The 25,495-nt window shown below is 49.2% G+C and carries 20 protein-coding genes; 4 read left to right on the forward strand and 16 right to left on the reverse strand.

The genetic code is table 11. The annotated features are described in order from the left end of the window. Positions 1-112: 112 nt before the first annotated feature. Complete coding sequence (locus tag NSB25_RS07615; RefSeq protein WP_103238831.1) at positions 113-2,458, forward strand: helix-turn-helix transcriptional regulator; 2,346 nt, start codon at positions 113-115, stop codon at positions 2,456-2,458. Between the two features lie 452 nt (positions 2,459-2,910). Here the strand turns inward: NSB25_RS07615 and fba are convergent, their stop codons facing one another. The 11 genes from fba to ftsH all read right to left on the reverse strand — a co-directional run bounded on the left by fba (position 2,911) and on the right by ftsH (position 15,324). Continuing rightward, complete coding sequence (fba, locus tag NSB25_RS07620) at positions 2,911-3,774, reverse strand: class II fructose-1,6-bisphosphate aldolase (protein ID WP_103238832.1); 864 nt, start codon at positions 3,772-3,774, stop codon at positions 2,911-2,913. 66 nt (positions 3,775-3,840) lie between these two features. After that, on the reverse strand, positions 3,841-4,752 hold the full coding sequence (locus NSB25_RS07625; protein WP_103238833.1) for a diacylglycerol/lipid kinase family protein: 912 nt from the start codon (positions 4,750-4,752) through the stop codon (positions 3,841-3,843). 9 nt (positions 4,753-4,761) lie between these two features. Next, a complete protein-coding gene (locus NSB25_RS07630) occupies positions 4,762-5,022 on the reverse strand; it encodes an HPr family phosphocarrier protein (protein WP_103238907.1) in 261 nt (86 codons plus the stop codon). A 220-nt stretch (positions 5,023-5,242) separates the two neighbouring features. Then, complete coding sequence (whiA, locus tag NSB25_RS07635; protein WP_242982347.1) at positions 5,243-6,127, reverse strand: DNA-binding protein WhiA; 885 nt, start codon at positions 6,125-6,127, stop codon at positions 5,243-5,245. A 1-nt stretch (position 6,128) separates the two neighbouring features. Continuing rightward, positions 6,129-6,995, reverse strand: a complete 867-nt coding sequence (rapZ, locus tag NSB25_RS07640) for an RNase adapter RapZ (RefSeq protein ID WP_103238835.1) — start codon at positions 6,993-6,995, stop codon at positions 6,129-6,131. 11 nt (positions 6,996-7,006) lie between these two features. Continuing rightward, the gene (gene murB / locus NSB25_RS07645) at positions 7,007-7,918 is read right to left on the reverse strand and encodes a UDP-N-acetylmuramate dehydrogenase (protein WP_103238836.1); all 912 of its coding nucleotides are present in this window, start codon (positions 7,916-7,918) and stop codon (positions 7,007-7,009) included. A 22-nt stretch (positions 7,919-7,940) separates the two neighbouring features. Then, the gene (locus NSB25_RS07650; protein ID WP_103238837.1) at positions 7,941-8,879 is read right to left on the reverse strand and encodes an ROK family glucokinase; all 939 of its coding nucleotides are present in this window, start codon (positions 8,877-8,879) and stop codon (positions 7,941-7,943) included. Positions 8,880-8,891: 12 nt separating this feature from the next. Continuing rightward, positions 8,892-9,824 carry an HPr(Ser) kinase/phosphatase gene (gene hprK, locus NSB25_RS07655; RefSeq protein ID WP_103238838.1) on the reverse strand — a complete coding sequence of 311 codons (933 nt, stop codon included), beginning with the start codon at positions 9,822-9,824 and terminating at the stop codon, positions 8,892-8,894. Positions 9,825-9,972: 148 nt separating this feature from the next. Further along, positions 9,973-11,847 (reverse strand): excinuclease ABC subunit UvrC, encoded by a 1,875-nt coding sequence (gene uvrC / locus NSB25_RS07660; protein ID WP_103238839.1) that lies wholly within the window; start codon positions 11,845-11,847, stop codon positions 9,973-9,975. 83 nt (positions 11,848-11,930) lie between these two features. Beyond that, positions 11,931-12,962 carry an N-acetylmuramoyl-L-alanine amidase gene (locus tag NSB25_RS07665; protein ID WP_242982348.1) on the reverse strand — a complete coding sequence of 344 codons (1,032 nt, stop codon included), beginning with the start codon at positions 12,960-12,962 and terminating at the stop codon, positions 11,931-11,933. A 58-nt stretch (positions 12,963-13,020) separates the two neighbouring features. After that, positions 13,021-15,324: an ATP-dependent zinc metalloprotease FtsH gene (gene ftsH / locus NSB25_RS07670; protein WP_242982354.1), complete on the reverse strand. Its 2,304-nt coding sequence runs from the start codon at positions 15,322-15,324 to the stop codon at positions 13,021-13,023. A gap of 292 nt (positions 15,325-15,616) precedes the next feature. Between ftsH and NSB25_RS07675 the strand changes: the two genes are divergently transcribed. Continuing rightward, positions 15,617-17,092, forward strand: coding sequence for a DUF1846 domain-containing protein (locus tag NSB25_RS07675; RefSeq protein ID WP_103238841.1), 1,476 nt, complete (start codon positions 15,617-15,619; stop codon positions 17,090-17,092). Here the strand turns inward: NSB25_RS07675 and NSB25_RS07680 are convergent. Continuing rightward, positions 17,089-17,664, reverse strand: coding sequence for a TIGR01440 family protein (locus NSB25_RS07680; RefSeq protein WP_103238842.1), 576 nt, complete (start codon positions 17,662-17,664; stop codon positions 17,089-17,091). The two genes, NSB25_RS07675 and NSB25_RS07680, sit on opposite strands and share 4 nt — an antisense overlap. Before the next feature lie 155 nt (positions 17,665-17,819). Here NSB25_RS07680 and NSB25_RS07685 point away from each other — a divergent pair, with 155 nt between their 5' ends. Beyond that, entirely contained in the window at positions 17,820-18,425 is a 606-nt protein-coding gene (locus NSB25_RS07685) for a manganese efflux pump (RefSeq protein ID WP_172455006.1), read from the forward strand. A gap of 162 nt (positions 18,426-18,587) precedes the next feature. On the opposite strand, the gene NSB25_RS07690 is transcribed toward NSB25_RS07685, so the two are convergent. Both NSB25_RS07690 and NSB25_RS07695 read right to left on the reverse strand, forming a co-directional pair. After that, entirely contained in the window at positions 18,588-19,520 is a 933-nt protein-coding gene (locus NSB25_RS07690; RefSeq protein WP_103238909.1) for an RsiV family protein, read from the reverse strand. A 36-nt stretch (positions 19,521-19,556) separates the two neighbouring features. Next, on the reverse strand, positions 19,557-20,117 hold the full coding sequence (locus tag NSB25_RS07695; RefSeq protein WP_103238844.1) for an RNA polymerase sigma factor: 561 nt from the start codon (positions 20,115-20,117) through the stop codon (positions 19,557-19,559). Positions 20,118-20,406: 289 nt separating this feature from the next. Between NSB25_RS07695 and NSB25_RS07700 the strand changes: the two genes are divergently transcribed. Beyond that, positions 20,407-21,852 (forward strand): spore germination protein, encoded by a 1,446-nt coding sequence (locus tag NSB25_RS07700; protein WP_103238845.1) that lies wholly within the window; start codon positions 20,407-20,409, stop codon positions 21,850-21,852. A 114-nt stretch (positions 21,853-21,966) separates the two neighbouring features. Here the strand turns inward: NSB25_RS07700 and NSB25_RS07705 are convergent, their stop codons facing one another. Both NSB25_RS07705 and NSB25_RS07710 read right to left on the reverse strand, forming a co-directional pair. Further along, the gene (locus NSB25_RS07705) at positions 21,967-23,286 is read right to left on the reverse strand and encodes an SH3 domain-containing protein (RefSeq protein ID WP_103238846.1); all 1,320 of its coding nucleotides are present in this window, start codon (positions 23,284-23,286) and stop codon (positions 21,967-21,969) included. A gap of 707 nt (positions 23,287-23,993) precedes the next feature. After that, the gene (locus tag NSB25_RS07710; RefSeq protein WP_103238847.1) at positions 23,994-25,244 is read right to left on the reverse strand and encodes an ankyrin repeat domain-containing protein; all 1,251 of its coding nucleotides are present in this window, start codon (positions 25,242-25,244) and stop codon (positions 23,994-23,996) included. Between the last annotated feature and the right edge of the window lie 251 nt (positions 25,245-25,495).

Consider the following 25,495-nt stretch of genomic DNA (forward strand, 5'->3'; position numbering starts at 1 on the left):
GAATTTTCATGATTACAGAAGCCGCCTCACAAATCTCACAGTCACATTCCTATTGCAATGCCATTTCATTTATTATACTATAAAATATATCAAAGAAAAAGGAGATTGCAAAATGCGGAAAGGGGTTTCTTTTCTTCGTTTTCCAGCCAAATACACATCTGCCAACATACGACGTTCCTGGATCCTGTCCTATGTGATTATCCTGCTGCTCCCTCTCGTCATCAACTCATTCGTCTATCTGAATGCATATGACACCATCAAGCTTCAGGCACAGGAAGCCCAGAAATCAGCGCTGGAACGGTTTCGTCTGAAGATGGACAACGAATTTTCCCGTATGGAAGAGGCTGTCTCTGTGATCTCCTATGATGTAAACATGAACTATTTTCTGGATGCCACAGGTATGGAAAGCTTTGAGCAGAATTACACCACCGCCTCCAGGGTTTATCATCTCAGCGAGTCCCTTCGTCTGAGTCTTCCTGGGGATGGGCTGATTTCCGATACCTATGTCTTCTCCACCGGAAATTCTCTTGTGCTGCACAATTCCGGTGTGAACGATATCGCACAGTACGGATCGCTCCCCAATAATTACACGGAATCTCTCTATGCGAAATGTCAGACCCTGGATCCGCAGGCCACGAATCTGTTTGTCTTTACTCCGGATACCGATACCTCCTTCCTGGCTCTGATGTACCCGCTTCCCTACTCCTGGCTTCCAAAGGGGTATATTGTACTGCTGCTGGAGCATTCTGTGCTCTCCGCTGCCATGGAAAGCCTCTATTCCGAGCCTGACAGCAGAATCTATCTGACTGACGCATCCTTTTCCTCCCTGAACAGCTCTGCCGCCCTGCCGGACCCGGAAGTCTTCGCTGACTGTGATTTTTCCCAAAGTTCCGTTCTGGGAAAGCTGCCCGGTGAAACCGGTGATTTTCTCATGTACTCCGTTCCCTCTCAGGTCCTGCCTCTCCATTATATCTGTACGCTGCCCGAATCAGTGGCCACGGCGGATTTGATTTACATGCGGCAATCCCTCCTGATCAGCCTGCTCTTCTGCCTGGCGGGAGGCGTTCTCCTCATCGCCTTGCTGACCCGGTACAATTACGGTCCATGGCAGAACCTGCTGAATACAGTCAGGAAATTTTCCACTTCTTCCGCCCAGAGCGGTACAAATGAATATCAGATTATCCTCAATGCCCTTGTGAGCTCCTATCAGGAAAAAGCAACCATCGAGGAAGTGTTCCACAACCAGAATCATATTCTCTATTCCTATTATCTGTCCCGGATGTTAACCGGACATATGGGAATCGAAAATATGGAAGAATCCATTTTGTCCGATATGGAGACCAGATTCGGGCTCTCCCGCTTTGTGGTGCTGGCTTCCCTGTCAGACGTCAGAGAAAGCTGGCCCGCCGACCACGCCGAGTTGATTCAGGATGCGTATCTGTCTTTCTTTGATACGCATATCGCCCAGAGACTTCAGAATCTGCTGGGGCAGTCCTTCTCCATCACTTTTACAGAAGTCTATGACTATACTGCCTGTGTCATCGGTGTGGAGGCGCAGGAAACGGATACCTGGCAGGACAAACTTGCCTCCGCTCTGGAAAGCATCGCTCAGGACCTCTATAAAGAGCTGAATATTCAGTATTATTTTTCCTTCAGCAATCTGCATCAGAATATTTCCGAGCTGTCTCTGGCCTGGGATGAGGCGTCCTCCGCTATTTCTCTGTGTGTCATGAACCGGGAAAAATCACCTGTCTTCTACAAAGATATGGACTTCACCGCCGCGGTTGGCTATACTTATTCCGCCAAATCGGAACAGACTTTGATTAATCTTATTCAGATCGGGCAGACGGAAAATGTCACCGGACAGATACATGTGCTTCTGGAAGAAAATGCCAGACATTTCCCTGTATTCGAAGCTGCCAAATGTAATGCCGCGGATATCATGTGCAGCATTACAAAAGCTTTCTCCCATCTGCCGGACAGCAGCCGGCAGCGACTGCAGAATCAGTATTATTCCATTCTCGGAAATTTCATGCAGGCAGCTTCTTACAAGGCACTGCAGCAGCGTATCCTGGAAGCTTCCGCCCTGATAACCGGGGAATATAAGCAAATCAAAGAAAAGCCTACCCCCCAGAGCATCTGGCTCCCCAAAATAGAAGAGCAGATCAATACCTGGCTGTACGATGAGAATCTGAATGTAATGTTCCTTTCCCACAAGCTGGGACTCAGCTCCAAATATCTGTCCTCCATCTATTTTGAGGCCAACGGCGTCAGCATTATGGATACCATACACAAGCGCAGAATCGAAAAATTTAAGGAGCTGATCTGCGAAAGTAATATGACCATCCAGGATGCCGCCGCTGCCGTGGGCTACAGCAGTATCGCCACCCTCAACCGCTGGGTGCGGAAATATGAAGGTGTCACCCCCGGACAGTTAAAAATGAGCGGTTCTCACTGAAAACGGACAACAAGTTATTGAATTTGGATTTTTAACTGAAAAGTTCCCTGAAAAGGGAGGATGCCAGGAAACCTGCGTTTCCTGGCAATTATTATGAAAAAGTTATTTAGTAAACTGTGGCTGGCTTATTCATGTTGCTGTGTTGTGTATGAATTTAGTATAAGCAGAAGAAATGGATAAAACATGATACTAAATTTAAAAATCATTGAATGATTTGTAAACAAATTATGAACAGCCGTTTCTTTCTCCCCCCTGAAAAGGGAGGATGCCAGGAGACCGGGTCCCCTGGCAATTATTATGAAAAAGTTATTTAGTAAACTGTGGCTGCCTCTGTTGTTTATGTTTATAGTATAAACAGCAGAAATGGATAAATCATGATCATAATTCGAAGATTCATTGAATGATTTGTAAACAAATTATGAACCCGGGCAACCGTTCTTTTTCTGTTTACTTTACGCTTTTCCCACAGAGCCGAACAGCTCCATTTTCTCCTTAACAGTAGCCTTGATGGCTTCCACACCGGGTGCCAGAAGCTTACGGGGGTCAAATCCCTTGCCTTCCAGGTCCTTGCCTGCTTCGATGTACTTACGGGTAGCATCGGCAAAAGCCAGCTGACATTCCGTATTCACATTAATCTTCGCCACGCCCAGGCTGATAGCCTTCTTAATCATATCCGCAGGTATGCCTGTCCCGCCGTGAAGTACCAGAGGCATCTCACCGGTCAGCTGCTGTACGGCATCCAATGTCTCAAAGCTGAGCCCCTGCCAGTTTGCAGGATATTTTCCGTGAATATTACCAATACCTGCCGCCAGGAAATCCACACCCAGATCCGCAATTGCCTTGCACTCTTTGGGATCAGCACACTCGCCCATTCCAACTACGCCGTCTTCCTCACCGCCGATAGAGCCTACTTCTGCTTCAATGGAAATTCCCTTGCCGTGAGCCGCGGCAACCAGCTCTGTAGTCTTCGCCACGTTCTCATCAATGGGATAGTGGGAGCCATCAAACATAACGGAAGAGAATCCCGCCTCAATACACTTGTAGCAATGCTCATAGGAACCATGGTCCAGATGAAGTGCTACCGGCACATCGATATCCAGATCCTTTAACAGACCATTCACCATACCAACCACCACATCGTAGCCTCCCATGTACTTTCCTGCTCCCTCGGATACGCCGAGAATGACAGGAGACTTGCACTCCTTAGCCGTCAGCAGGATGGACTTCGTCCACTCCAGATTGTTGATGTTAAACTGTCCTACTGCATAGTGGCCTGCTTTTGCCTTTTTCAGCATTTCTGTTGCAGATACTAACATTTCCTTATACCTCCATTTTTATATTTAGCACTGCCGCGGTTTTACCCTGACAATGCAATAAATAGCTTATGTTTCTTCCTTTTTCACCCTGATGTCCATTCCCCTGCAGATATTTCGTATGGTTACCTTTCTGTGGCTGCCACCGTTCTCACCGTCCAGCGTCCATGACACAGGCTCCTCTGATTCCAGCGTCAGTTCCTCCGTCCGGAAACAGAGCATCGCATCCGTATCAATATTTCGATTCAGCAGGGACAACATGATATTGTTCAGCTCTATGGGATTTCGGGGCTGCTTAATCAATGTCACCTCAAAAACGCCGTCATCCAGCTTCACATTTTTACCCGTAATATTCTTAAACCCTCCCACAGACAGGGAGTTGGTGATCATTCCGAAGATAAAGTCATCTTCTATCTCATTTCCCGCCCAGCTTACTTTCATCCGGTAGGAGCGAATAGAAGATAATCTCTTCATTCCCTCCAGCAGATATGCCATATGTCCCAGTACATTTTTCATGTCCTGGGCAGTCTCATAAGACACATCCGTAAAAAGTCCGAATGCCGCAATGTAAACGAACACATCCTCCACATCATCATACTTGAAATATCCGATATCGCAGGGGAAATCTGTCCCCCCAACGACCACTTCAGCGGCACGCAGCATATTCTTCGGCAAAGAGAGACTCCCACCGAAATCATTGGTACTGCCCGCAGGAATATAGCCGATTGGCGTGCGGAATCCACTCTGAATCATTCCTGTCACCACTTCGTCCAGCGTACCGTCACCGCCGCTGCATACCACAAGATCATACTCGTCTCTGCGGCCGGCCACCACCGCTCTGGCGTCGTCGTGCTTCTGTGTCGGCACCACAGTCATTTCGTACCCTGCTTTTGCAAAGATATTCAAAATTTCAGCCAGTTTATTCCTGATCAAAGCTTTCCCGGCCTTCGGATTGTATACAAAAAGCAGTTTCTTGTCCATATTCCTATCTTACTTATCCATTCCACTCAAAAAACAGGTAATACCTTCCAGTGCCGCCTCCTCGTCAGAACCGTCCGCAGAGACTTCCAGTTCTTCACTGATGTCAATTCCCAAAGTCATCATACCCATAATACTTTTGGCATTCACCTTCTTATCGCCGGACTGAATATAAATGGCGCTTTCAAACTTACTGGCCTTCTGCACCAGCAAAGCTATATGTCTCGCCATCTGCTCGTCTTCCAGGCTGATGTGAATACTTTTCTTTTTCATTTTTAACTCCTCCATTTTAGTTCCGTAATCGTCCTTTCGGCGCCACTTCCCGCAGAACAGTTCCTGTCCTCAGTTCGGCCAGTAACTGTTCTGGGCGCCGTTTGGACGATTACTGATTTTAGTTCCGCAGAGACCCTCAAGAGCCCTTCGCCTGAGATAAATTTTCAGCCGTAAAAAACGTCTGTAAATTTATCTGGGCCCTTGTGGGGGCTCTGCTGTTTTAGTTCCTCTCCCTTATAGTATCGGCCAGTTCGCTGAGTTTGCGCAGTCTGTGGTTTACACCCGATTTCCCCAGGGGCGGCTGGAAATATTCCCCCAGCTCCTTTAAAGGGGTATCCGGATTCTCCAGACGTATCTCCGCCATCTCGCGCAGGTTGTCCGGCAGATTCTGAAAGCCATAATGCAGCTGAAGGTATTGGATATCTTCCACCTGCCTGGCCGCCGCGCTGACAGTTCTCGCAATGTTGGCTGTCTCACAGTTTACACGTCTGTTCACAGAGTTCCGCATTTCCTTCAGAATGCGGAGATTTTCCACATTCATCAGCGATACCGGCGCCTCGCATACATTCAGTAAGTCGACAATACCGGAACCTTCTTTCAGGTATACAACATGGTATTTTTTGCGCAGAATGATTTTTGACTCAATTTCAAACCCCTTCATCAGCTCCCGCAGCTGTTCCGCCTTCTCCGCGTCACAGCAGTCGAATTCCAGATGATAGCTTTTTGCAGGGTCGCTCATAGAACCGACACTCAAAAAAGCTCCCCGCAGAAAAGCCCGCTGACAACAGGAATTTTTAAGCAGGAGAGCGCTGACCGGTTTGTTCAGGCTTCCGATTTTCTGTAATATACCCTGCATTTCGATTTCATTTAATGCAATATCCGTATCTATATTATACGTTTTTTTCAATAATGTAAAGCCTTTTCTCACAACAGCTTCATTTTCTGTCTGAAAACCGACAGTATAGCCGCCTCCGGCATCCCGTCCGTACTGTCCACAGAAATTCATAATTGCCGCCAGCTCCGCTATCTGGCAATGTCTCGCCGGACTGATGCGCTTTGCCAGCTCTTCTTTTACCTGGCTGGAGAATGATTTATATTTTCCCACATTATTTACCCTGTTTATTCACGTCACGATGATGCAGCTTTATTCCGTACTTTCCCCTGTCCTTCATCCTTTTATATAATTCGCCGGCAAGCGTAACGCTCCTGTGCTTGCCTCCGGTGCATCCAATGGCAATAACCAGACGATATTTTCCCTCTTTCACATAGTTCGGAACCAGGAACTGTATCATATCAGTGAGCTTTTCCATGAATTCCACCGCCTCCGGAAAGCCCATCACATAATCCTGCACTTCTTTGTCAAGCCCCGTTTTGTGCTTTAAGTCCTCTATATAAAAAGGATTGGGCAGAAAACGGACATCCAGCACCAGGTCCGCATCCGACGGAATCCCATGCTTGAAACCAAAGGACAGTATGGTCACCATAAGGCTGTTATACTCCGCATTTTCCACAAAAATGCGATCCAGCTCCTCCTTCAGCTCCCTGGTAAGCAAATCCGTGGTGTCAATTACATAATCGGCATTTTTCCGAATGTTTTCCAGTACCCTCCGCTCTGCTCTGACACCATCCTCCACCCTTCCGTCCAACGCCAGAGGATGAACACGTCGGGTCTCTTTATACCGTTTTATCAGGACATTTTCATCTGCGTCCATAAACAGAATTTCAAGGGCGTAGCCTGTGGCTTTCAGGCTCTCCAGAATCTTCGTTGCATCTTCAAAGGACTGGTCGGAACGGACATCCAGCCCCAGAGCGACCTTACTCACCTCGCTTCCGGGCATGGATACCAGCTCCGCAAATTTCTCAACCAGAGAAACCGGCAGGTTGTCCACACAGTAGAATCCCGCATCCTCCAACATTTTCAGGGCGGTACTCTTGCCGCCCCCACTCATTCCGGTCACTACTACAAATCTCATGTTCTTCTATCTCAGACTCCCAAACAAACGATTTCTGTCTCAAGGTCCACATGGAATTTATCTTTCACCCCTGCCTGAACACTGGCAATGACATCCAGCACGTCCCTGGCAGTGGCATTTCCCGTATTAATAATAAAGCCGCAGTGCTTGTCGGACACTCTGGCGCCGCCCTTCTGAAATCCGCGAAACCCGGCTTCCATGATCAGCTGACCTGCAAAATGTCCCTCCGGGCGTTTGAACGTGCTGCCCGCGCTTGGATACTCCAGAGGCTGCTTTTCCCTGCGCCGTCCGGCAAGTTCTTCCATTCTGGCCTGAATCGTGTCCCTGTCTCCGTGGGCCAGGCTGAATGCAACCTCCGTAACGATAAATGCGCTGTGTCTGATCACGCTGGTTCGATATCCAAATTCCATGGTTTCGTTGTCCAGCTCCATGGTTTCTCCATCCCGATTCACCACCGTTACCTGCGTCACCACCTGGCACATTTCTCCTCCGTAGGCCCCGGCGTTCATCACCACGCCGCCCCCTACAGTGCCCGGGATTCCGGAAGCAAATTCCAGTCCCGTCAGGCCATGCTTCAACGCCATGCGCGCCGTCTGGGCCAGCGAAGCCCCCGCTTTCGCCACCATACGACACCCTTCCACTCTGATGTCACTCATTTCGGAGCCGATCTGCAGCACGACTCCCTGATATCCGGAATCGCTTACCAGAAGATTGCTGCCATTTCCAATGACAAAAAACGGCACTCCCGCCAGCTCCAGATATCTTCGCACATCCTTCAGCTGTTTTTCATTTTCAAGCTGCACAAAGCAATCTGCCGGGCCTCCTATCCGAAAGGTAGTATGGTCCGCCATAGGCTCCTGCAGACGGATATTTTCACAAGGTACAAATTTCTGTAACGCTTCAAGCACTGCTTTACTAATCATTTATCTGACTTCCCTTTTCACATTACCGCAAAACCAGACCGGCGGCACCATAAATGCCCGCATCGTTCCCCAGAGTGGCCAGAACGAACTTCGCATTCCCGCAATGCCGGAAAACATACTTGTGGAAAGGCGGTTCAATAAAGGAAAACAGGATTTCCCCGGCTTTGGACACGCCTCCGCTGATGATGAACGCCTCCGGATTCAGCACGGACGCAATCATCGCAAGTCCCTTTCCCAGGTATTCACCAAACTCCTCCGCTATCTCCACAGCCACTTTATCTCCGGCCTTCACTCCGTCAAAGACTGTCTTGGCAGACACTTTCCCTTCCCGCAGAACACTGGGCTCATCATCCTTTTCAAGCCGTCTGCGGGCAAGGCGTGCAATTCCCGTGGCCGAGGCATACTGCTCCATACAGCCCCTGTTCCCACAGTTGCAGCTCTCCGTCTCGTCGTCCACCATGTGCATATGTCCAATCTCGCCGCCCGCTCCTGTGGCCCCGGCCAGAAGCTCTCCGTTTATGATGATTCCGCCGCCTACTCCCGTTCCCAGTGTCACGGCCACAATGCTGTTGAATCCCTTGCCGCCGCCCTGCCACATTTCTCCGTACGCCGCCGCGTTGGCGTCGTTGGCTGCTTTTATCGGTACATTAATATATGCGTGCATTGCCTTCGGTATGTTAAAAGGTTCCCAGCCGATATTGACAGCGCCGCTCACCAGCGTTCCTTCATCATCCACCGGTCCCGGCGCTCCCACTCCGATTCCCACCAGGTCTTTCTCCTGAATTCCTTTTTCCGCCATCTTCGCCAGAAGACTCCGGGCCACATCCGGCAGAACAGAAGCGCCTTTATTCTCTTTTCTGGTGGGAATCTCCCACTTGTCAAGAATCGTGCCTGTTTCGTCGAACAATCCCATTTTTACTGACGTTCCGCCTACGTCGACCCCAAATGCATATCTGCCCATTTCCGTCTCCTCTCACTCTTCCCGTTTTCTTGCAAAAGAACTCTGCACGCGGGCATAGAGCTCCTGCGCCGCATTATATCCCATTTTCTTCTGTCTGTGGTTTACGGCCGCAGACTCACAGATCACCGCCAGATTTCTGCCCGGACGGATGGGGATATTATAGCAGACAATTTTATTTCCCATGTACTCCGTATAATTCTCTTCCAGCCCCAGCCTGTCGTATTCCTTATCTCTGTCCCAGTCCTCCAGCCGAATCACGAGATCAATGTTCTGTGTGTCCATGACGGAAGAAGTACCGAACAGCGCCTTCACATCCACCACACCGATTCCCCGCAGCTCAATCAGATGCTTCAGCATATCAGGCGCCGATCCCACCAGTGTGTCATCGCTTACCTTTCTGATTTCCACCACATCGTCCGTAACCAGACGATGCCCCCGGCGAATCAGTTCCAGAGCCGCCTCGGACTTCCCTATGCCGCTCTCGCCCGTTATCAGCACACCCTCTCCATATACATCCACCAGCACGCCGTGTACGGATATACAGGGGGCAAGCTTTACGTTCAGCCACCTGATTGCCTCGGCCATAAATGCGGAAGTCGATTTACTTGTGGAGAGAAGCGGAATTCTGTGTGTCAGCGCCGCTGCCATAAATACAGGGTCCGGCTTCAGTTCCCGGCAAAATACTACGGCCACCACGTCATAACTCATGAACTCGTCGTACACTTCCCGCTTTCTCTCTTCCGACAGCCCCTGCATGTAAGTGTATTCCACAAACCCTACAATCTGAAGTCTCGTGGCATCAAAGTGCTCAAAATATCCTGTCAGCTGCAGAGCCGGCCGATTGATATCCGGCTGCGTGATATGAATATCTGTCACATCAATCTCCGGTGTCAGGTTTTCCAGCTTCATCTTCTCTATTAATCGGGTCAGTTTCACACTTTCCATGTTCCACTCCTTGTCATCTTCACAGCCGTCGCTTTTGTTTAAACATTGTTCCTATTGTAACACATTATATTTATAAAGTGAAGTAATAAGGCAAAAGATTTTTCACCACAGGCAATTCAAAGGCAACGGTTCAGGCAGCGTTAAGTCCTTATGCCTCCCCCTGTGCTTTGTGGAAAAATCCATGGATTTCCTCCGCTGCCCGGCGGTTAATCTCCGGCAGCGCGGCCAGGGTCTCCACATCGGCCGCTTTGATTTCCTCAATGGACTTAAAATGACGCATCAGCGCCTTTCTCCTGGCAGGACCTACACCGGGGATCTCATCCAGAACAGACTTCACCTGACTCTTGCTTCTCAGTGAGCGATGGTACTCAATGGCAAAACGGTGTGCCTCATCCTGTACCCGGGTAATCAGTTTAAAGCCCTCGGAATGTGTGTCGATTGGCAGTTCCACATTGTTAAAATACAGTCCCCGGGTACGGTGATTGTCATCTTTCACCATGCCGCAGACAGGAATGGCAATATTCAGCTCCTCCAGTACGGCCAGTGCAATGTTCACCTGGCCTCTGCCGCCATCCATCATCAGCAGGTCCGGGAATCTGGTAAAGCTGCCGTATTCTTTCTCCAGCGCCTTGCCCTCCAGCTCTTTGCTCTCCTCCAGTCCATGCCGGAAGCGCCTGGTCAGCACCTCCCGCATACAGGCGTAATCGTCCGGGCCGGATACCGTTTTAATCCGGAATTTGCGGTAATCGCTGGTTTTGGGCTTCCCCTTCTCAAAGACAATCATGGAGCCCACGTTTTCGAAGCCGTTGATATTGGAAATGTCGAAGGCCTCCATCCGGTCGATATGTTCCAGGCCCAGAAGTCCCGCAATCTCTTTCACCGCCCCGATGGTGCGCCCCTCTTCCCGTTTCAGGCGCTCCCGGTCCTGTTCCAGAATGTGCTTCGCATTCTGAGCTGCCAGTTCCACAAGCTTTTCCTTGGAACCGATTTTCGGCACCCGGATATACACTCTTCCTCCTTTGCGGCCGGTCAGCCACTTTTCAATCAGGTCACGGTCTCCGATTTCCCGCTGAATCATCAGCTCCCTGGGGATAAAGGGTGTCCCCGCATAAAACTGCTTTACAAAATTCTCCAGAATTTCAGCCTTGCTGTCAGATGACACATTTGTCATATAGTAATGTTCCCGCCCGATCAGCTTGCCGTCCCGGACGAAGAACACCTGGACCACCGCCTCTCTGTCGTCCTGATACATGGCGATGACATCCTTGTCCTCTCCCGCACTGTCAGTGATCTTCTGCTTCTGGGCAACCTGCTTCACGCTGTTGTACAGATCCCGGAAGCCCGCCGCTGTCTCAAAATCCAGTTCCTCTGCCGCCGCCTGCATTTTGGATTCCAGATCCTTCAGAATTATATTGTAATTTCCATTCAGAAATTCCAGCGCCTGGTTTACCTGCTCTCTGTACTGGTCTCTGTCAATGTACCCCTGGCATGGGGCAAGGCACTGCCTGATATGGTAGTTCAGGCAGGGACGTTCCGCCCCGATATCTCTGGGCAGGCTGCGGTTGCAGGTGCGCAGATGATAGAGCTTGTTCAGCAGTTCAATGGTATCCTTCACCGCTGCCGCACTGGTATAGGGGCCGAAGTATTTCGATTTGTCCTTTTTCATCACCCTGGAAAAGAGAATCCTGGGATACTCTTCTCCCAAAGTCACTTTGATATAAGGATAAGTCTTGTCGTCCTTCAGCAGCGTATTGTACTTTGGAGCGTTTTCCTTAATCAGATTATTCTCCAGCACCAGCGCCTCCAGCTCCGAGTCTGTGACAATATATTCAAACCGGGCAATCAGAGACACCATTTTGTCAATCATGGGGCCTCTGCCGATATTTTCCCGAAAATAAGAGCGCACGCGGTTATGAAGGTTAACCGCCTTGCCCACGTATAAAATGACATTCCTGTCATCCCGCATAATATAGACTCCCGGCTCTTTGGGAAGCTTTTTCAGTTCCTCTTCAAAATTGAACATAGTGCGCTCCTCATTTATTGTGCTTCTCCCCCTGCCGTCAGACTGACAATCCCTGAGAAGAATCGCTGTTTCCGGCTTCTTTATTAGTCGGTACTTCTCAGAAATTTATCAATCCCATTGGCAATTCCGTCTGCAATTTTCTCCTGATATTCCTCCGTGGCCATGAGGGTATCTTCCTCCGGATTGGTCATATAGCCCATCTCCACAATGGTCACCGGAACCGTACACCAGTTGATGCCGCTCATGGTATCCGTCTCCCAGACATACTGCTTCTTACAGCCGGTGGCGGCCACCAGTTCGTCCAGTACATCATCCGACAAGTCTCTGCTCTCCTGATAGAGATTGCCGTTATAGGGATTGGAAGCCGTCTGACAGATTGTCATGGCGCCGCTGACAGAAGTGTTCTCCGACCCGTTGGCATGTACACGGATAAAAGCGTGCGCCCCGGCGTCGTTTGCCACCTGGGCCCGCTCGCTGTTGCTCATATTCACGTCGTGAGTGGTCCTTATCATCACCACCTGATAGCCCCGTTCTGTCAGCTCATCCTCCAGCTTCTCCGCCACCATCAGAGTCAGTTCGTATTCTTTCAGCCCGCTGGTAGCCCCGGAGGTGCCGCCGGCAACCTTTGCTTTTGTTTCGGTCGCCCCCGGCCCCACAGGCTCCTTCTCACTGTTCCCCTTCTGCTGATGCCCCGCGTCGATGGCTACAATATAGCCGTTTTGCTCTGCCAAAGCTTCCCCAGGCTCTGCCGGTGCGGAAGATTCCTGTTCCGATTCCGCTTCCTCCTCCGGCTCTTTCGGGGATTCCCCATCCAGAACTTCGGCAGGTTCGGTCTCCCCGGCCGGAGAATCGTCTGTCCCCGGCCTCATCCCGCCCGTGTTATTCTCCGAAGCTGCTGAAGAGTCCTGTCCTGCTGCTTCTTCCTCACCTTCTTCCTCATTCGTTTCCTTCTGCATCTCCCGGGACTCAGGTTCCATCTCTTCGGCGATGTCCTCCAGTCTGACTGCGGAAGCCGGTACCTCCTCCTCTTTCCTGCCGCAGCCGCCCATGAATACCGCAGCCATCAGCATCAGACACAGCCAAAACGCTATTACAGACTTTTTATCATTGTTCATCGTTCCCCACACTCTCCTCAAATTCGACAGGCCTTCCCAAATGGAAAGGCCTGCACCGTCAATCTATTCTGCCGTTGGAAAATCTGCCTACCGGGCGACTGTCCGTTTCCGTCCTGTCCTGTTCCGGTTCATTTGCTTCCTCATCGCTTCCCGCCTCCGGCTTCTGTTCTGCATTACGCTCTGACTCCGGTGTGTTTTCCGGCTCTGTCATGCCGCTCTGCACCAAATTGCTTTCCGGTTCCTGCAGACTTTCCCGGGCTGTACCGCTTTCCTCCTGAGACGCGCTTCCCTGTTCCGGCCCGTTGTCCCATGCCGTCCCCCTTCCGGAATCCGCTTCACCGGCCTGCACTTCCGGCGCACTTTCCGACTCTGTATGGTCTCCCGCCGTCTGTACGTGCTCTGCTTCCGGAATCGCTTTCGAACCGGCTTCCTCCGAAGCCTCGTCCTTTTCTTCCGGCTCCGGCAGTCCCTTCTCTTTACGGAAGATTTCCATGAATTCTTTTCCGGTTATGGTTTCCTTTTCAATCAGGAATTCCGCCAGCTTATCCATGACATCTCTGTTATCCCGCAGCAGGTTCAGTGCCTTATCATAGCTCTCCTTCAGAATCTCCACCACTTCCGCATCAATCTCCGCCGCCGTGGAGTCGCTGCAGTTCAGCGCCGATCTGCCCTCCAGATACTGACTCTCAATAGTGGCCAGCCCCATCAGTCCAAAACGTTTGCTCATACCATAACGGGTCACCATATTCCGTGCAATGTCCGTGGCCTTCTCAATATCATTGGCCGCGCCTGTGGTCACCGTCTCAAATACAATCTCCTCCGCCGCCCGGCCGCCTACCAGGCTGACCAGCATGTCGCGCAGTTCCGCTTCTGTGTTCAGGTACTTCTCTTCCTCCGGCACATGCATGACATAGCCCAGCGCCCCCATAGTACGGGGCACAATGGTAATCTTCTGCACCGGCTCGGAATTCTTCTGCAGGGCGCTGATCAATGCATGGCCCACCTCATGATAGGAGACAATTCTGCGCTCCTCCCTGCTCATAATACGGTCCTTTTTCTCTTTACCTACCAGCACTACTTCCACAGAATTAAACAAATCCTTCTGGCACACATAATCTCTGCCTTCCTTCACAGCATTGATAGCCGCCTCGTTGATCATATTCGCCAGGTCGGACCCCACCGCGCCGCTGGTAGCCAGGGCAATGGCATCCAGATCAACGGTTTCGTCCATCTTCACGTCTTTGGCATGTACCTTCAGTATCTCCACACGCCCCTTCAAATCCGGCTTATCCACGATAATCCGCCTGTCAAAACGTCCGGGACGCAGAAGTGCCTTATCCAGAATCTCGGGACGGTTGGTGGCCCCCAGAATCAGGATTCCCTTGGAACTGTCAAAGCCATCCATCTCCGAGAGCAGCTGATTCAGCGTCTGCTCCCGCTCCTCGTTACCGCCGCCGTACTTGGAATCACGGCTCCGGCCGATGGCATCAATCTCGTCAATAAAGATAATACAGGGAGCATTCTTCGTGGCCTCCTTGAACAGGTCGCGCACACGGCTGGCACCCACACCCACATATAATTCAATGAAATCAGAGCCGGTCAGAGAGAAAAAGGGAACATGCGCCTCCCCGGCCACCGCTTTGGCCAGCAGTGTTTTACCGGTTCCGGGAGGGCCCACCAGCAGCGCCCCCTTCGGCAGCCTGGCGCCGATTTTGGAATATTTCCCGGGGTTATGCAGGAAGTCCACCACTTCTACCAGTGATTCCTTGGCCTCATCCTCGCCGGCCACATCCTTGAATGTGACACCTGTCTCCTTCTGCACATAAACCTTTGCATTGCTCTTGCCCACACCCATGGGACCGCCGGAACCGCCCATTTTCCGGAACACCACGCCCAGCAGTATCCACATAAGCAGAACAGGAAGCACCACATACAGGAAAATGTCCAGAATGCGGCCGGAATTGTCGCTGAGAATACGGCTTCCGTCAATCCCGTGCTTCTCCAGACGCGATGTAAGCGTATCCAGGTCTTCCATGATGATGGTGGAATAAGTCACCTTTACATTTCCGTACAGAGAGGCATACCCCTGGGGAATCGAGGGCGTATCCTGAGACGCCTCATCCTTCTTCAGAGTAAACAGGATCTGTCCGGTACTCTGGACTTCCACCTCGTCCACCTCGTCCCCATTGACATACTCCAGAAATTTTGTATAGCTGACTTCCTGGGTATTGCCGGAGGTTCCGAACAGCAGATTCCACAGCATAAATACCAGAAGTACCGTGCTTAAGCCTGCCAGAAGCACCATCATGATGTTCGGTTTCCGGGGAGGCTGATTTCCGTTGCCGCCATTGTTGCCCGGCATATTACCGCGGCCGCCGTTATTGTATCCGCCTCCGTTATCATATTGATTCATTTGATTATCCATAGTAACTCCGTTTCCGTTTTTGAGTCTTTTATCTCAACAATAAGTTTGAAAGTCAATAAATCCATTTTATTATAGAGATTACCCATTCATAAATCAATAGCATAAATGTGAAAAATACAAATTATCTCTTAAAGATTTCTAAACTTTTTACCATTCCAATGTAACTGAATCTGTGGTAAAATAGACAGGTACGGCCACCTATACCAAAAAAGCGAAAATGAGGATGACAATGAAAATCGGATTTGACAACAACAAATACCTGAAAATGCAGTCGGAACACATTAAGGAGCGCATTACTCAGTTTGGGGACAAGCTGTATCTCGAATTTGGAGGAAAGCTTTTTGACGACTATCATGCCTCCAGAGTTCTGCCGGGCTTCGCACCCGACGCAAAGCTGCAGATGCTGATGCAGCTTTCGGACTATGCGGAGATTGTCATCGTCATCAGCGCCGCTGACATCGAGAAGAACAAAGTCCGCGGAGATCTGGGAATTACCTATGATGTGGATGTCTTACGACTGCGGGATGAGTTCCAGAACAGAGGGTTGTATGTGGGCAGCGTGGTCATCACACATTATTCCGGCCAGCTCAGCGCGGAGCAGTTCAAGGCCAAACTGGAGAAAAAGAACATAACCGTATACCTGCATTATACCATTGAGGGTTATCCCGCCAATGTTCCTCTGATTGTCAGTGAAAACGGATATGGGAAAAATGATTATATAGAAACTGCCAGACCCCTGGTTGTCATTACGGCACCCGGCCCGGGCAGCGGGAAAATGGCAACCTGCCTCTCGCAGCTCTATCATGACAATCTGAGGGGAATGAAAGCCGGCTATGCCAAATTCGAGACCTTTCCCATCTGGAATATACCGCTGAAGCATCCTATCAATCTGGCTTACGAAGCGGCAACTGCCGATTTAAACGACGTGAATATGATTGATCCTTTCCATCTGGAAGCCTATGGGGAGACCACTGTCAATTATAACCGGGATATTGAAATCTTCCCCGTACTGAACGCTATTTTTGAAGGAATTTATGGCAGCAATCCCTATAAATCGCCTACTGACATGGGTGTCAACATGGCCGGGAACTGCATCATTGATGACGAAGCCTGCTGTGAAGCTTCCAAAATGGAGATTATCCGCCGGTATTACACTGCGTTGAACAAGGTAGTCCGGGATGAGACTTCCGATACAGAAGTATATAAAATTGAACTTTTGATGAAACAGGCCAAAATAACCACTTCTGACAGGCGTGTCACCGCTGCCGCCAGAGAGCGGGCCGAAGTCCTTGGCGTTCCCACTGCCGCCATCGAACTGGCAGACGGCCATATCATCACTTCCAAAACATCAGATTTCCTGGGTGCTTCCGCAGCCCTGCTTCTGAACGCTCTGAAATATCTGGCACACGTGGATCATGATACCAGGCTGATTAAGCCGGAAGCCATCGAACCCATTCAGGATCTGAAAGTACGCTATCTGGGCGGCCGCAATCCCCGCCTTCACACAGATGAAGTTCTGATTGCGCTGGCTCTTGCCGCCTGTCACGACGAAAATGCCCGTCGGGCCCTGGAACAGCTTCCCAATCTGAAAGGCTGCCAGGTTCACACTTCAGTGATGCTGTCGGAAGTGGATATCAAAATATACAAAAAGCTGGGAATGGATCTGACCAGCGAACCGGTTCAGACCGGCAGAAAAAAGTATTAAGACGAAGAGGGCCTGTTCCCCTCATCCTCGTATATGGCCCTGCTGCCGCCTATAAATTTAGGCCTTGTCCGGGCACAGACAAGGCGGGCATCTCCAATCTCCCGAATCCGCAGCCGTACCGGAACCGCCACATCTCTCAGATGCATTCCGATCAGAGTATCCCCGATGTCCATTCCCAGATGGGCCTTGATGTGTTCCACCACCGCCGGGTGTTCAAAGGCCTTGTAAGCTGCCGCGGCAAAGGAACCGCCGGCTTTGGGCTGCGGAACCACATTTACAATCTCACATCCATAGCGGACTGCCGCCTCCTTCTCCAGCACAATCGCCCGGTTCAGATGCTCACAGCACTGCGCGGCAAGCCAGACCCCCGCTTCCTGTGTGGCCTGGTAGATACCTCCAAACACCGCCTCTGCCAGTTCCGGACTGGAGAACGTCCCGATCCCGGCTCCTGCCACCTCGCTTGTGGAACATCCCACTACAAAAATGTCCCCCTTCTCCGGCCCGGCCACCTCCAGAAGCTCTCTGGCCGCGCGGTAAGCCTCTTCCCCGATTACAGTCATTTCTTTCGTCATTTTTCCACCTCACCGGCTCCCCTTTTCCCCTGCCCTTTCAGATGACAGTTCTTTCGGGAACCACCACCATTCTAGCATACCGGCACAAAAAAGCAACACATTTTCTCTCTGTCAGGAATATAGTAAAAAGAAAACAAAGACACAGGAGAATTCTCATGTATACCGCATCTCTCCTGTTTGGGATATCAGCCAGTCTGGACGCACTGCTGGTAGGAATCAGTTATGGGATTCGTGGAATCCGTATCCGATTCTGGCAGAATATGATTATCAGTGTGATTACGCTTCTGGGGACCTGTCTCTCCGTGGGCCTGGGGCACCGGCTGGCCGCTTTTCTTCCTCAGGGTGTCAGCAGCTGCGCCGGAAGCCTGATTCTCATCCTTCTGGGGCTGTACGTAATCATAAAATGGATGATACCTTTGCTGAAAGGCAGGTCGCAAAAGCCGCCGACTCCGCAGCCGCAGACAGCACTTCACGCTTCGGAAAACAATGCGGGAACTTACACGCCAAACCTGAAACTGCCGGAAGTATTCACCTTAAGCCTGACTCTGACTCTGAACAACCTGAGTGCCGGCTTAAGCGCGAGTCTGGCAGGCCTGGCACTTTTTCCCACTGCTGTGGCAACCATTGTCTGCTCCGTGCTTTTCCTGTACTCCGGCAATCGCCTGGGAGACAATCCCATGCTGCGTCTGGCGGGAAATGCCGCAGACCCGCTCTCCGGCATTCTTCTCATCGGTCTGGGTCTGGTACAGTTTTTCCTGTAATAGTATACTCCCGAAAAGTGAGAATTATGTTACTCTTCTCTGTCGAACCGGAATTTTCTGTGCGGAAACCGCTTATCCTGCGATTTCACGCACAGCCATCCCGGAGGACCGCAGTCCCGTAATTTCATGCACAGCTTTCATGCATCCCGTCTATGGAAGCGCTTACTTCCACATTCCCTCCAGCACCTCCGCAGGAATCTCAAATTCCACCGTCCCCATATACATAGGTGCCACCTCGCCTTCATTGAAGCCGATTACCACATTCCCCTTCTCATTCAGGTAAAAAGAAGTCTCATCCGTAATGGCTTTGAAATTCCACTCTTCGATTTCATCGTGCAGCCAGTAATAGACATTTTCATCCGCATCCATCTGTGCCTGCATCTGTTCCTTGATATTCTCGCTGACAGCGGTAATATAGTCCTCTCCCTCCCGGAACAGATCCTTCAGTGCCAGTCTCTCCCCGGTCTTCAAATCAATGGTATAATAAACATTCCATTCATAGCCGCTTCCCGCTCCCTGATAGCAGATAAGCTTCAATGTAAAATACTCTTCTGTGGTTGTCAGCACTTCGCTTTTTACCATAATATCCTGATGACCCATCTCTTCGTCCAGATTGGCTTCGAACTCTTCTATCAGCTTATCTGTAATTTCCTGGATTTCCGCATTGATTTCTTCGGCTGTTCGATTCAGATTCTCCTGTACCTGGCTGTCTTCGGGCTGATCTGCCACTTTTACTTCCGGTACCTCGATATCTGCCACATTCCTGTCTGTTTCATAGGAATAATCCCGGAAGGTAACAACCTCCACCAGCGATCCGATGACCGGTATCTGTTCCATTGCATGGGCGATTCCTGCTGAAGTATTCGGCAGTATGACAAAAATTCCTGCCAGTGCGGCAGCTGTTGCCGCCAGTCTGATTATTCTCTTTTTATTGCGCTCTGCTCTGCTCCTCATTTTTGCTTCCTCCATTTTCTTCTGCAGCTTCCTCAGCTGCTTCTCTGACATCTGCGGTTTCAGATATTCCCTTTTCAGGTTCTGAAGTTCCTCTTCCAGTTGTTCGTTCCACTCCTTTACTTCGGAAAAATTATAAATCATATTCGCTCCCATCTCCCGCACTATGCAGGTCATCCGCTAAGACAAATGCACTTTGGAATCACACATCTGTTCATATCTGTTCCTGTTTGATTCGTCGGAGAGTATCCCCCGAAGCTTTTTTATGCTGCGGTAAAGCCTGCTCTTCACAGTGCTCACATTCTCTTCCAGAATGTCCGCGATTTCCTCAAGCTTGCGATCTTCGAAATATTTCAGGATGACCACCGCCCTGTCACGCTCCGGAAGCGTCTCAAGTGCTCTCTGCAAATCCACGTTTGTATAGGTATCCTCCACGGCGCCCGCTTCCATTCCGTTTTCCTCCTGCATCGCTTCATAGGAGAGAAATCCCGGCTTCTTCAGATATCCAAAGCACTCGTTCAGCATAATGCGGTACACCCAGGTCTCCGCGTACTCAGGATTCTTCAGGGTATCACTGCCCCGCATGGCCTTGTATGCGCCGTTCTGCACTATGTCACAGGCATCTGCCTCATTGTGAACATAGCTGTACGCCAGACGGTAATATTGATTATATTTTTCCAGAATAATACGTTCTATCAGCTTTCTGTTTGTCTGATTCTTTTTCCCCGGGAAAAAAAGCAAGGTGTTTCACCTCCTCTTTGCTGCTTGCCTTTACATAACATTAGATGTCCTGCATGTGAAAAAAGTTTCACGGTCTCAAATTTTTTCAGAAAAAATATACGCGGCATTCACGCCATTGCCTCTGTGCCAAAACTTCAACGCAAAAATGCCTCATCCAAAACAAGCGTTCTGAATAAAGGCAGAGAATCTGGATATATTATGGAAAGTAATATAACCTTCCGTAATCGGATTTCCATGACAGACATTATATCATAAGCAAAATCAATATTTCAGAATATCGAGGCAGACTATGACTTTATCTTCCGTCTTAGAAGAAAATATAAATTATATTGACACCATACTCCCTGTCCGCACCAGCTTTGATCTGATGACAAGGCATCTGTACCTGGGCCGGACTCCGGCCTTTTTTCTGGGTGTCAACGGATTCTGTAAAACGGAAATACTCCAGCAGATTTTTTCCGACCTGCAGAACCCGATGTTCGTTTCCAATGACTCTGTAGAAAACATTGTAAGATATATGGATGCGAAGATCGGATATGCCCAGACTTCTCTCACAGACTCCTGGGACGAGATTATCCGCAATGTGCTCAGCGGACCGGCCGTCCTCTTTATCGACGGCTTTGCTCAGGCCATCCTCATTGATGTGCGGACCTACCCTGCCAGGGGTATCGCGGAGCCGGATCTGGAACGGGTCACCAGAGGGTCCAGAGACGGTTTCGTGGAAACCATGCTGTTCAACGCCAATCTGATCAGACGGCGCGTCCGTTCTCCCGGGCTTGTCTTTGCCATACATTCCGTGGGTACGGACAGCAGAACCGATGTGGCCGTTGCTTATCTGAAAGATACCGTAAATCAGGAACTGCTGAAAAAACTGGAAGACAGCCTTGACTCCCTTCGGACCACGGCGCTGACCATGGGCACCAAGAGTCTGGAGGAACTGCTCCTGCACAAACGCTGGTGGAATCCTCTGCCCAGTGTCCAGATGACCGAGCGTCCCGACGTGGCATGCAGCTACCTACTGGAAGGCCATATTCTCGTTCTTGTGGACAACTCCCCCCTGGTGCTGGTTCTTCCCTGCACGATTTTTCAATTCACCCAGAATCCGGAAGACTATTACAAAAGTCCTTCCGTAGGCACCTATTTCCGCATGGTGCGCTTTCTCTGCATCCCTGTCAGCCTGGCTCTGATGCCCCTGTTCCTGCTGATAACGGCTTACTTCCCCGGGTTTGCGCAGCAGTGGGGGCTGCTTTCCGAGGGTGTGCAGACGCCTCAGCGACTGTTTTTCTATGTTCTGGCAGTAGAATTTCTGCTGGATCTGTTCAAATATTCTTCCGCCTTAAGCTCCGGCAAGTTCTCCGGCTCCCTGTCCATGGTAGGTGGTCTGATTATCGGAGATGTGGCTGTCAGTCTGAACTGGGCCTCTGTGGAAGTACTGTTCTATGCCGCCGTTACGCTGCTGGCTTCTCTGGCCATCACAGATATAGAATTCAGCGATGCCATTCGGCTGTACCGGATTCTGATGATTCTGGCTACCGGCTTTTTCGGTTTGCCGGGATTTCTCATCAGTCTGGCGCTGGTGCTCCTTTCCGCTGCAACTACTCCCACTTTCGGCGGCTTCAGCTATTTCTGGCCCCTGTTTCCCTTTAACGCCAAAGCGCTTGGGAGGCTGTTGTTCCGCAGCCCTACACCCAGCGCACAGCCTGTGACCATATGGGATCGGGGGAAGGTAAAATGAATATGCATCTTCCGTCACCAGGCAATCATAATCTCCGGAGAAAACACCACGTCAGGCGCACAACAGCGTATCAAAAAAGCAACCCGATGAGGGGTTGCTCTTCCTTTCTAAAAACTAATCGTACCAATTGTCGAATATATCTTGAATGGCATCAGCCTCTTCTTGCGTTATTTCCCCCTTTTCGATTGCCTCTTCTAAAGACATCACCCCGTCTGTGCCATAGACTGTCTGACTCTTGCCTGTTTCAGGGTCGGTGACTGAGCTAATCTCATGCATGTCACCATTGTTTACTGCCGCGTCGATGTCGATATTGCCGTTTTCATCCATGTATTTGTCCTCTATGATGTCTTTAGCGTACCCAAGATATACCCAATAGTTTCCGCACCTGGCTACAGAAATGTACTGGAGTCCTGGATCAATCATCGCCGCCCAGTGTCCGGGGCTGGCTTTCCATGCCGCATACACGTCTGCTACTGTATTGTAACCACTTGCAATGTTCTCCACATTAGCTCCACCCCTTGTCGGCGCAGTCGCATCATGAGAAAAGTTAGACACAATCGCTTTGGCGCTCTCAAGGGCATTGGAATCAAGTGTTCCATCCGCGCTGACAGTTGAAAGGCCCATTACCTGTCTGTCCGCATTCAGTAAGGCAGCAAACTCACTGTTGACCAGCTGGGCATCTGTTGATGCATCATCAGTTTTAGCCGTTGTCTGGTTGGAATCGGAACTCTGGTTGGCTGTCTGACCGGAGCCTGAACCCTGACTGTTCGTATTACCTGCTGTCCGCGTTGTTGTCGTGGTTGCGGGCTTCTCGGCTATGATGTAGCTGTTGCTTACGAACGCTTTCTCGCCATTCAGCTCAATCTGATACCATCCGGTCTCCTTGCACTGCCCCGTCACGGTGACTTCCTGGCCATATGACAACCGCCCGACCTTTTCTCCATCCGTTGACGGCTGGTTTCTTACATTTACCACTGATTTGGCATACATTGTGTTTTCCATCTCGTTGATGGTATAGGGAGAATCTGCTGTTTCTTCCCCTGTGGTTGTCCCGGTCTGGTCTGCCTCGTCCGTCTGGTTTGCCTCGTCTGTCTGGTCTGCGCTGCCGGACTGCCCGGTCTGCGTCACGCTGCCGCTTTCATCGTCATTCCCGTCAGAGGGTGCCTCCACCCCGGTTTCAGGCTCCGCTGTGGGCTCCGGTGTTTCTTCTGCCGATGGTTCTTCTGTGGGTTCCGCCGTTTCCTCCGGTTCGGATTCCATAGCCCCTGTTCCCTCTGCCCCGCTTTCCTGACTGTCAGCATTCCCGTCCTGGCTGCTTTCTGTATCCGCCATGGCCTGCACCCTGCCGTCCCCCTCCATCCTGTTTCCGCAGCCGGCAAAAGCACTGGCCGTCATTGCTGTTATCAGCAATGCCATCACGATTTTCTTCTTCATGTCCGTCTCCTCCTTGTTGAGCTTCTTTCTCCGGAAATCCGTTCAGGGATTTATCCACCTATAGAGTACCCCCCCAGGTTCTTTTGTCAATAGGAACCTCATCATCAATCTGATAAAAAGAGACGCGCATTGCGGAACGCAAATACTTAAAATCGAAAACTGCCTCTTGCAATTTCTGCAGGATGTATATAATCTTAATGATCTAGGGAATATGCCGGATAAGGTAAAGGAAGATATGGACAGGAAAGAGATTATCCAAAAGCACATCAAGGAATTCAGTACGATATGACAGGGTGAAAGTAACAGACGCTGGTACACCTGTCTGCCAAATGCGGCGAAGAAGAAAGGGAAGCGGCTAATCCTCAAAAGCTCGAAAGCGTAATCAGAACACGTGTACACAAGAAACAGCGGAATCCCACATTCTATGGGATTCCGCTACATAAAAAGAAGAGCGATAGACGGGACTCGAACTCCACATGTAATTGAGTAAACAGAACAAGATCAATGGTTTTCGGGCATTGTATCTGATTACTCTTGATTACTCGTTATCGAGAATATATAAGGAAGGAGATTCTTGCACGTATGATATTCCATAGCCATTCTTAAAAAATCTTCCTACTTTCCATAAACGAGCAGTTGCTTCTAAAAAATGTTTTTACCTTCAACAATGTCAAACGGTTTCAGCTTTTTATTTGGCAGAGGCTTTCTCACTTGTTCTGCAGCAATACTGTATCTTCCTCTGTAATATACCTAATTCTATTATACAAATCATTTAATTTGTTAATAAGCTTGCTTATCTGGCTATTTGTAGATTTTTTTGTTGTTTTAGCGATATTGGTGATAATCCCTATAACTGCAAGCGTATCTCTAAAATGAACAATATTTCCGTTTTCATGGAAATAAACTTCTTTTTTCCAATAATCGCCATAATAGCAGCCATTATTAACAGATTCCTTTATTAATACTTTCAGCTTCTCCCATGTATTATCATTGTGTCCAATGGCTTTTTCCAATGCTGTTTTTAAAAAAGGGCTATTGTTTTCAATCAACATATCTAACAGTTGGGAAATATACGGAAACACAAATATATGCTTACGGTTGCTTCCGTTCTTATATCGAATGCGATCTCGTATTTCAAAAGGATCTGTGAAATAATCCAATATCTTGTCACTAGATTTCGCTATATGATTAACCATTTTTTTATCATAATGCGCATCAAAATCTGGGCAGGCACAAGACAGATAATGTGCTTTATAATACAACTCAGGGATTTCCCTTGCCCTCAGTTTTTCCAGCATAGATAAGTCATTGTAGTCTGCAGCAAACGAGATAATATACATTCTTAGCTGATCTTCTGTTGCAAGCTTATACTGTAAATCATCCATATCAGGTTTACGTATAAAAACACCGTTATCACGCTCCTCAAATTTAATGCGCTGGATACTCGTCCCTGCACCAAATGTCATAACATAATCATTATCTTTTCTGCTGTCAAACCATATATATTTTTCGTTTACTAAAAACTTCAGCAAATCATAATTTCCAAATGTGATTGCATAGTCCAATATGGTTTTTCCGTATTCGTCTGGGTTAAGGATAGGCTTATCTTTCTCTTCAATGTAGGCAACCCATTCAGACTTTTTATGTGACTGAGCTATGATATAATTTGTCATTCTATTGTTTTTAGGTTCGCCATGTTCTCCGGCACTCAATATCTGTTCAAAAGAAACATGAAGTAATTCTGAAAAGATTGGCAAATCTTCAATTTGGATTGCTTTTGTGCCTTTTTTTATTTGGGATAGACGGTTCGCCATGTTTTGTATAGCTTCTCTTGTTGGATTATTTCCATCGCGTGTTTGAAGATATACGCTGCAGAATTGTCGTGCGGACTCAAATTCTCGTTCAATTAATCCGGAAATATAAGTTCCTATTTTTTGATTGTCAATTTGATAAGACATTTTTACCACTCCTTCCGATTGGCATTATATCGCATTTTCTGGACAAAGTATATCACGCATTTGCATACATGAAAAGGATATATAATTTGCAAATTGTTAATAGTATATGCTTTTTGCATATATTTTAGCTTTCCTGATTATCTTCTAAACCTACTATGACTATACAACTACAGACAAAAATCTATAAAAGCAAGATACAGAAGATTATAAAAACAAAGAATTTATTGTAAATGCAGATAACATCATGTTTT

This window comes from Acetatifactor muris, from assembly GCF_024623325.1.
GTDB classification, from domain to species: domain Bacteria; phylum Bacillota; class Clostridia; order Lachnospirales; family Lachnospiraceae; genus Acetatifactor; species Acetatifactor muris.

Excerpts from the sequence above, each read along its gene's own strand:
- uvrC (WP_103238839.1), bottom strand. The coding sequence starts at position 11,847 with ATGTTCAATTTTGAAGAGGAACTGAAAAAGCTTCCCAAAGAGCCGGGA.
- NSB25_RS07675 (WP_103238841.1), top strand. The coding sequence starts at position 15,617 with ATGAAAATCGGATTTGACAACAACAAATACCTGAAAATGCAGTCGGAA.
- NSB25_RS07705 (WP_103238846.1), bottom strand. The coding sequence starts at position 23,286 with ATGAAGAAGAAAATCGTGATGGCATTGCTGATAACAGCAATGACGGCC.
- hprK (WP_103238838.1), bottom strand. The coding sequence starts at position 9,824 with ATGGAAAGTGTGAAACTGACCCGATTAATAGAGAAGATGAAGCTGGAA.
- murB (WP_103238836.1), bottom strand. The coding sequence starts at position 7,918 with ATGATTAGTAAAGCAGTGCTTGAAGCGTTACAGAAATTTGTACCTTGT.
- NSB25_RS07710 (WP_103238847.1), bottom strand. The coding sequence starts at position 25,244 with ATGTCTTATCAAATTGACAATCAAAAAATAGGAACTTATATTTCCGGA.
- NSB25_RS07630 (WP_103238907.1), bottom strand. The coding sequence starts at position 5,022 with ATGAAAAAGAAAAGTATTCACATCAGCCTGGAAGACGAGCAGATGGCG.
- NSB25_RS07685 (WP_172455006.1), top strand. The coding sequence starts at position 17,820 with ATGTATACCGCATCTCTCCTGTTTGGGATATCAGCCAGTCTGGACGCA.
- NSB25_RS07690 (WP_103238909.1), bottom strand. The coding sequence starts at position 19,520 with ATGATTTATAATTTTTCCGAAGTAAAGGAGTGGAACGAACAACTGGAA.
- ftsH (WP_242982354.1), bottom strand. The coding sequence starts at position 15,324 with ATGCCGGGCAACAATGGCGGCAACGGAAATCAGCCTCCCCGGAAACCG.
- rapZ (WP_103238835.1), bottom strand. The coding sequence starts at position 6,995 with ATGAGATTTGTAGTAGTGACCGGAATGAGTGGGGGCGGCAAGAGTACC.
- NSB25_RS07665 (WP_242982348.1), bottom strand. The coding sequence starts at position 12,962 with ATGAACAATGATAAAAAGTCTGTAATAGCGTTTTGGCTGTGTCTGATG.
- NSB25_RS07650 (WP_103238837.1), bottom strand. The coding sequence starts at position 8,879 with ATGGGCAGATATGCATTTGGGGTCGACGTAGGCGGAACGTCAGTAAAA.
- fba (WP_103238832.1), bottom strand. The coding sequence starts at position 3,774 with ATGTTAGTATCTGCAACAGAAATGCTGAAAAAGGCAAAAGCAGGCCAC.
- NSB25_RS07680 (WP_103238842.1), bottom strand. The coding sequence starts at position 17,664 with ATGACGAAAGAAATGACTGTAATCGGGGAAGAGGCTTACCGCGCGGCC.
- NSB25_RS07615 (WP_103238831.1), top strand. The coding sequence starts at position 113 with ATGCGGAAAGGGGTTTCTTTTCTTCGTTTTCCAGCCAAATACACATCT.
- NSB25_RS07700 (WP_103238845.1), top strand. The coding sequence starts at position 20,407 with ATGACTTTATCTTCCGTCTTAGAAGAAAATATAAATTATATTGACACC.
- NSB25_RS07625 (WP_103238833.1), bottom strand. The coding sequence starts at position 4,752 with ATGGACAAGAAACTGCTTTTTGTATACAATCCGAAGGCCGGGAAAGCT.